The organism is Jiangella rhizosphaerae, from assembly GCF_003579925.1.
Taxonomy (GTDB): domain Bacteria; phylum Actinomycetota; class Actinomycetes; order Jiangellales; family Jiangellaceae; genus Jiangella; species Jiangella rhizosphaerae.
Window position 1 is genome coordinate 1 of the sequence record NZ_QUAL01000081.1, and the last position, 6,645, is coordinate 6,645.

Genomic DNA, 6,645 nt, shown 5'->3' on the forward strand with positions numbered 1-6,645 from the left:
CCGCCGGCCCGGGCGGCGTCGCCACCGCCTGGGGGGCTCGCGGCGGGCGACGCGGTCGTGGCGCTCACGGCGCCACCGGGGCGACCGGGACCGGCTCGGAGCCGATCGCCTCGTCCGGCTCCGCCGCGCTGGGCAGCCGCAGCTCGGCCGGGACGTCGATGTCGTACAGGCGGGCGGCGTTCAGCCCGAGGATCTTCTTCTTGATCTCCGGGGTGAGGACGCCGTACTCGGCCTGCAGGTCCTCGGGGATCTGGAAGTCGACGAACCGCTCGATCAGCCACTTCGGCGTCCAGATGGCGTAGTCGCTGGCGAACGTGATGCGGTCGGCGCCGATCCAGTAGAGCAGCTCGCCCAGCACTTGGGCGAAGTAGCGCGGCCGGGAGTGGATGAACGGCATCGCCACCGCCAGCCCGCCGTACACGTTCGGCTCCTGCGTGGCGATCCAGCAGAAGTCCTCCAGCCGAGGCAGCCCGACGTGCTCGACGATGAACCGCAGCTCGGGGAAGGCCGAGGCGACGTCGTCCACGTCGGCGACGTCGAACGCGTCGCGGTTGAGCGGGTAGATGGTCGGGCCCTTGTGCACGTGGATGTTGCGGATGCCCAGCTGCTGGCAGCGTTCCAGGTACCGGTACGACCACGGGTCGGACAACTTCCAGCCCTTGGAGTCGCCCTTCCACTCCGCGGTGTAGAGCTTCACGCCCTGTAAGTGCCAGCGCTCGGCCAGCTGCTCCAGGCGCTCCAGGCCGGCCTCGCCGTCGCGCGGGTCCCACGAGCCGTTGACGATGAACCGGCCCGGGTGCTTCTCCGCCAGTGCGCCGTCCTGCTCGGTGGTGTTGAAGCCGTTGACGAAGAAGTCGGTGAGGTAGGTGGGCTGGAAGATCGCCTTGTCGACGTAGCCCTCCTCGAACAGGTCGTGCATCACCTGTTCCTCGGTCTGCCGCTGGAAGTGCTCCAGCGACCACACCCGGTCCTCCGGGCTGAGGTTGCGGTGGTAGTCGTAGAAGCAGTTGAGGAAGCCCTCGCCGTAGCGGTTGGCCTGGTTCGCGGGCGTGCCGTCCCAGAAGTGGATGTGACTGTCGACGACGAAGTAGCTCTGGCCGTCCTTGCTGTACATCGGTGCCTCCTCACAGCGCCGGGACGAGGATGGCCCGGCCGCCGGGGACCAGGCCGTGGTCGAGGTCCGACAGCGCCTGCAGCGCGTCGTCGAACGCGTAGAGCTTCGTGTGCAGCCTGACCTGCCCGCGAGCGGCCAGGACCATCAGCTCGTCGAGGTCGTTGTACGAGCCGACCAGGTTGCCGACCACGTTGATCTCCCGCGAGATCAGCTCGATCGTCGGGACGTCGACGTGCCCGCCGTAGCCGATGACGAAGTACGAGCCGGCCCGCCGGGTCATCGCCACGCCGTCGGCCTCGGTGCCCTTCTCGCCGACGAAGTCGAACACGACGTGCGCGCCGCCGCCGGTGAGCTCGAGCACCTCCGCGACGTGGTCACCACCGGCCCGGACGGTGTGGTGCGCGCCCAGGCCGGCGGCGAGGTCGAGGGCCTCCGCGGACAGGTCGACGACGGTGACCTCGGCCGCCGTCGTGGCCAGCAGGGACTGCAGGCCGATGTGGCCGAGCCCGCCGGCGCCGACGACGACGGCGTGGGTGCCGGGGTGGAGCAGCGGCCACGCCTTGCGGACCGCGTGGTACGCCGTCAGGCCGGCGTCGGCGAGCGCGGCGACGTCGCGCGGCGCCAGGCTCTCGTCCAGCTTGACGACGGACCGGGCGCCGGTGAGCAGCAGCTCGGCCATGCCGCCGTCGCAGTCGATGCCGGGGAAGCGCGAGTGCTCGCAGTGGACGTCGTCGCCGCCGCGGCAGGCGCGGCACAACCCGCAGGTGACCAGCGGGTGCAGGATGACGCGGTCGCCCGCGGCGACGTTGGTGACGGCGGGGCCGACGTCGACGACGGTGCCGGCGTTCTCGTGCCCGATCGTGTACGGCAGCGCGACGCCGCTCTTCTGCGCCCACTGGCCCTCGACGATGTGCAGGTCGGTGCGGCACACGCCGGCCGCGTCGACCCGGACGAGCACGTCCAACGGCTGCGTGGGCACCGGCTCGGGCACCTCGTCGATCGAGGGCTCCTTGCCGTATTCATGGACCCGGACCGCTCGCATCGGCACCCTCTCCCTCGTCGCTGAGTCGTGGTGGTGTCAGGCAATCTGCCGTCTCCGGACGCGGGTTGGGAACGGTGCTTATCGGATGGCGATAACTGGGTAAGACCACTGCTACGACGCTCGTGCCGGAGCGGTTCGCACCGGTGCGAGACGGTGGCGGACTCCGGACCTTACGGTGGTGCCATGGGGCAGATGACGACGCGACGGCCGGTGCTCCGACTGCGGCCGGGCCGGTCGGCCCAGCGCCCCGACACCCTGGCGGTCGAGGAGCCGCTGCTGGTCCGCGTCGGCGACCAGATCCTCACGTCCACCATGCGCACACCCGGGCACGACTTCGACCTCATCGCCGGCTGGCTGGTCGCCGAGGGCGCCATCGGCGACCGCACCGACGTCGCCGGCATGAAGGAGTGCGTCGACGAGCAGAACACCATCGAGGTGACGCTCGCCCACGGCGTCGAGCCGCCCCGCGCCCGGGCGTTCGAGACCACCAGCGCCTGCGGCGTCTGCGGCGCCGACCGCGTGGTCGACGTCCGCGCCTCGCTGCGCTGGCGGCTCGCCGACGACCTCACCCGCATCGACGTCGGCGTCCTGGCCACGCTGCCCGACCGCATGCGCGGCGAGCAGCGGGTGTTCGACCGCACCGGCGGCCTGCACGCGGCCGGCCTGTTCACCGCCACGGGGTCGGCGGTGACCGTCCGCGAGGACGTCGGCCGGCACAACGCCGTCGACAAGGTCATCGGGTCGGCGCTGATGGCCGGGCTGCTGCCGCTGACTGGGCACGTCCTGCAGGTCAGCGGCCGGGCATCGTTCGAGCTGGTCCAGAAGGCGGCCGCCGCCGGCGTGCCGGTGCTGGCCGCCGTCTCCGCGCCCTCCAGCCTCGCCGTCGACCTCGCCGACGAGTGCGGGCTCACGCTGGTCGGCTTCGTCCGCGGCGGCGGCATGAACGTCTACACCCACTCCGAGCGCGTCCGCGTCGCACCGTGTCCGTGAGCGCCGCGGGTCACGCCCGGCGGCGTCGCCGGACCTGAGGCGCACGGGCCAGAAAACACCTGGCCGGCCGGTGCTCGGCGTCGTCATGCTGGCGTCGTGGCCGAGACGCACTTCGACGACTGGGTGGCGCAGCGGTACGAGCGGCTGTGGCCCGAGCTGTTCGAGCCCGCCGCCGCCGACCCTGTGGTCGAGCTACTGGCCGACCTCGCCGATGGTGGTCCGGCGCCGGAGCTCGGCACCGGGCGTATCGCGCTGCCGCTGAGCCGGCGCGGCGTCGAGGTGCACGGAGTCGAGCTGTCGCCGGCCATGGTGGGCCGGCTGCGCGCGCAGCCCGGCGCCGACGCCGTCGGCGTCACCGTCGGCGACTTCGCCCGCACGCCGGACCACCTCGGCGTCGAGGAGTACGGCGACCTCGCCGGCCAGGTGGCGGTCCCGCACCACTACTGGGTCGTCGACGGCGAGCTGCGGACGTTCTCGTCGCCGCACCGCTACGTCTGGCCGGCGGAGCTGGACCTGATGGCTCGGCTCGCGGGCCTCACGCCGCGGGACCGGTGGAGCGACTGGCACCGCACGCCGTTCACCGGCGACAGCCGCGCCCACGTGTCCGTCTGGGCCAAGCCCGGCGATCAGCTGGCGGGGACCCAGTAGCGCAGCTTGCCGTGCCGCTCGTCCTCGAAGACGCCGCCGGCGGCCTCGATGACCTTGCGTGACGCGATGTTGTCGACGTCGCAGGTGACGAGCGCGGGGTCGATGCCGAGCTTGGCCGACCACGGCTTCGCCTGCTGCAGCATCGCCGTCGCGTGGCCCTGCCGGCGCGCCGACGGGCGGACGTCGTAGCCGATGTGGCCGCCGTAGTCGCGCAGCCACGGGGTCAGGTGATGCCGGATCGACAGCCGGCCCAGGAAGATCGGGCCGTCGACGTACCAGAGGTGGGTCGACGGGACCATGCCGCGGGCGCGCGGTGCGTCGTCGCGCTCGTCGTCGATCTGCCGGCGGACGTAGGCGGCGAACCCCTCGGGCCGCACCATGTCGGCCAGCTGCAGGTCGTCGGCCCAGCGCGGCTCGTAGCCGGGCTCGCCGACGGCCTCGAGCCACGACTCGTGGACCTCGACTGTGGGGCGGACCAGTTCCGGCACGAGACCTATCGTGCCCGGTTACCGGCCGGTCATTCGCCCGGATCACGGAATCGGCCGGATTTCCGGCGGCTCACCGGGCCGACGCGGCTGCCCCACCCGGCCGGGCGGGGCGGCCGCGCCGGGACCGCCTTCCGCTGGACTCGGACGACGAACCGGCGCCGAAGGAACAGCTCGCGACGCCGTGGGTCACCGGTCGCCGACACCGGCACGCGCGACCCGTACGTCGTCGTCGCCGGCCGTCCCGTGACCTCGGCGGGCGTGGAGCCGACGCCGGCCCCCGTGGTGAATCCCCACATCGAGGCGTTCGGTTGCGTTTGCGTGTGAGGTTGGTGGCGTGGGGCGTCCACCTCGTGATTCGGGAGCCATCACGAGGATTGCCTGAGCGTCAACACGCTTATAGCCATGGTGATGCTCGAGTGATCCTGGTGATGTAGGCGATCCTGGATGATCACGGCTGTCCACAACCCGGCAAAATGGGGCGAAACGGGCACGGGGTGAGGTGCGCCCACATCGCCTGTCCCTTGACAGCTCCCCTTCGTGGCCGCGGGTCTGCGGCGACGAACATGGGCAGCAGGGGACGGCCGACGTGCGGAATGACCACTCGCCGACGGTCAGTCGGCGCGCTTGACCGCCACGAGCAGGCCGTCGCCGACGGGGAGCAGCGCCGGTACCAGGTGGTCGTCGTCGCGGACGAGGCGGGCCAGCTCGCGGATCGAGACGGTCTCGGGGTCGCGCTGGGCGGAGTCGGCGACGCGGTCGTGCCAGAGCGCGTTGTCGAACGCCACCGCGCCGCCCGGGCGCAGCAGCCGCAGCGCCTGCTGCAGGTAGTCGCTGTACTCGGTCTTGTCGCCGTCGCAGAAGACGAGGTCGTAGGCGCCGTCGGTGAGGCGGGGGAGCACCTCGAGTGCGGCGCCGGCGATGAGCCGGGTGCGGTTGGCCGCCACGCCCGCCTCGGTGAACGCCTCGCGGGCCAGCCGCTGGTGCTCGGACTCGATGTCGACGCTGGTGAGGACGCCGTCGGCGCGCATGCCCGACAGCAGGTAGAGGCCCGAGACGCCGCAGCCGGTGCCGACCTCGACCACGGTGCGGGCGTCGAGCGCGGCGGCCAGAACGCGCAGCGCTGCCCCGGCGCCGGGCCCGACGGGGACGGCGCCGACCTCGGCGGCGCGCTGCCGCGCCCGCCCGAAGATGTGGTCCTCGTCGAGGTAGGTCTCCGCGTAGGCCCACGACTCCGGCGTGATGGCGGTGGTGCTGCCCGTGGAAATGACGGCCTCCAGGTCCGGAACGTCCAGTGTCGCGCGCGAACTGTGTCAGTCCCGAGCTTAAGCCGTCAAGCATCCGCATCGTGGGAACCGGAACCCCGCGGCCGTCCCGGATCGTTCTGGAGGACAGGGAACGTCGGGAATAGATGGGGGGCTTCCCTGATTGGCCACGAAAGGGGCAATGGGTGACCATGGACGTAGCGCTCGTGCCGACGAGCCGTGTCGAGGAAGGACCCCGGGTGGCCGACGTTGAGACCTGGACGCCGCCGAGCTGGGAAGAGATCGTCCGCGAGCACTCGGGGCGGGTCTACCGGCTGGCGTACCGTCTGACCGGCAACGCGCACGACGCCGAGGACCTCACCCAGGACGTCTTCGTCCGGGTCTTCCGCTCGCTGTCGTCGTACACGCCCGGCACGTTCGAGGGCTGGCTGCACCGCATCACCACGAACCTGTTCCTCGACTCCGTCCGCCGCAAGCAGCGCATCCGGTTCGACGCTCTGGCCGACGACGCCGCCGAGCGCCTGCACGGCCGCGAGCCCACGCCCGAGCGCGTCATCACCGACAGCATGCTCGAGGCCGACATCCAGCGGGCGCTCGAGGCGCTGCCGCCCGACTTCCGGGCCGCCGTGGTGCTGTGCGACATCGAGGGCCTGTCCTACGAGGAGATCGCGGCCACGCTGGGCATCAAGCTCGGCACCGTCCGCAGCCGCATCCATCGCGGACGCGCCCAGCTACGGGCCGCGCTCGACCACCGTGCGCCCGACGACCCCAGTGCGCTCAGCTTCGACGAACACGAGGCCGAAGCGCCGCGTGAACACGGAGACTCCGCATGAGACACCTCGACGAGCGGATCAGCGACCTCGTCGACGACCGCCTCGAACACGACGAACGCGACCGCGCCCTGGTGCATCTGACGGTCTGCGCGCACTGCCGCGAGGCCGTCGAGCTGGAGCGCGACGCCCGCAACGCGCTGCGTTCGCTGCCCTCCGTCGAGCCGTCGCAGAGGCTCGTCGCCAGCCTGCTGGCGCTGGCCGAGCCGGGCGAGCCGCTGCCGCCCGCGCCTCCGGCCGCGCAGCCGCCCCCCGTGGCCGGGTGGCGCCC

7 protein-coding genes and 1 pseudogene are annotated in these 6,645 nt (G+C 72.1%); 4 read left to right on the forward strand and 4 right to left on the reverse strand.

Annotation, left to right across the window (positions count from 1 at the left end; genetic code table 11):
- Positions 1 to 64: 64 nt before the first annotated feature.
- Complete coding sequence (locus tag DY240_RS09045; protein ID WP_119659607.1) at positions 65 to 1,114, reverse strand: amidohydrolase family protein; 1,050 nt, start codon at positions 1,112 to 1,114, stop codon at positions 65 to 67.
- Positions 1,115 to 1,124: 10 nt separating this feature from the next.
- The gene (locus DY240_RS09050) at positions 1,125 to 2,156 is read right to left on the reverse strand and encodes an NAD(P)-dependent alcohol dehydrogenase (protein ID WP_119659608.1); all 1,032 of its coding nucleotides are present in this window, start codon (positions 2,154 to 2,156) and stop codon (positions 1,125 to 1,127) included.
- Between the two features lie 183 nt (positions 2,157 to 2,339).
- Between DY240_RS09050 and fdhD the strand changes: the two genes are divergently transcribed.
- A complete protein-coding gene (fdhD, locus tag DY240_RS09055; protein ID WP_199701131.1) occupies positions 2,340 to 3,146 on the forward strand; it encodes a formate dehydrogenase accessory sulfurtransferase FdhD in 807 nt (268 codons plus the stop codon).
- A 96-nt stretch (positions 3,147 to 3,242) separates the two neighbouring features.
- A complete protein-coding gene (locus DY240_RS09060; RefSeq protein WP_119659609.1) occupies positions 3,243 to 3,794 on the forward strand; it encodes a class I SAM-dependent methyltransferase in 552 nt (183 codons plus the stop codon).
- Here DY240_RS09060 and DY240_RS09065 read toward each other — a convergent pair.
- Positions 3,773 to 4,282, reverse strand: coding sequence for a GNAT family N-acetyltransferase (locus DY240_RS09065; protein WP_119659610.1), 510 nt, complete (start codon positions 4,280 to 4,282; stop codon positions 3,773 to 3,775). The two genes, DY240_RS09060 and DY240_RS09065, sit on opposite strands and share 22 nt — an antisense overlap.
- A gap of 611 nt (positions 4,283 to 4,893) precedes the next feature.
- Positions 4,894 to 5,523 (reverse strand): O-methyltransferase, encoded by a 630-nt coding sequence (locus tag DY240_RS09075; RefSeq protein ID WP_119659612.1) that lies wholly within the window; start codon positions 5,521 to 5,523, stop codon positions 4,894 to 4,896.
- Positions 5,524 to 5,735: 212 nt separating this feature from the next.
- Here DY240_RS09075 and sigE point away from each other — a divergent pair, with 212 nt between their 5' ends.
- A complete protein-coding gene (gene sigE, locus DY240_RS09080) occupies positions 5,736 to 6,377 on the forward strand; it encodes an RNA polymerase sigma factor SigE (protein WP_119659613.1) in 642 nt (213 codons plus the stop codon).
- Positions 6,374 to 6,645: pseudogene (locus DY240_RS09085) on the forward strand (anti-sigma factor family protein); the annotation flags it as partial. The gene sigE and the pseudogene DY240_RS09085, both read left to right, overlap by 4 nt.

What these genes read in the sequence shown, in the direction of transcription:
- DY240_RS09045 (WP_119659607.1), bottom strand. Translation starts at nt 1,114, where the DNA reads ATGTACAGCAAGGACGGCCAGAGCTACTTCGTCGTCGACAGTCACATC.
- DY240_RS09050 (WP_119659608.1), bottom strand. Translation starts at nt 2,156, where the DNA reads ATGCGAGCGGTCCGGGTCCATGAATACGGCAAGGAGCCCTCGATCGAC.
- fdhD (WP_199701131.1), top strand. Translation starts at nt 2,340, where the DNA reads ATGGGGCAGATGACGACGCGACGGCCGGTGCTCCGACTGCGGCCGGGC.
- sigE (WP_119659613.1), top strand. Translation starts at nt 5,736, where the DNA reads ATGGACGTAGCGCTCGTGCCGACGAGCCGTGTCGAGGAAGGACCCCGG.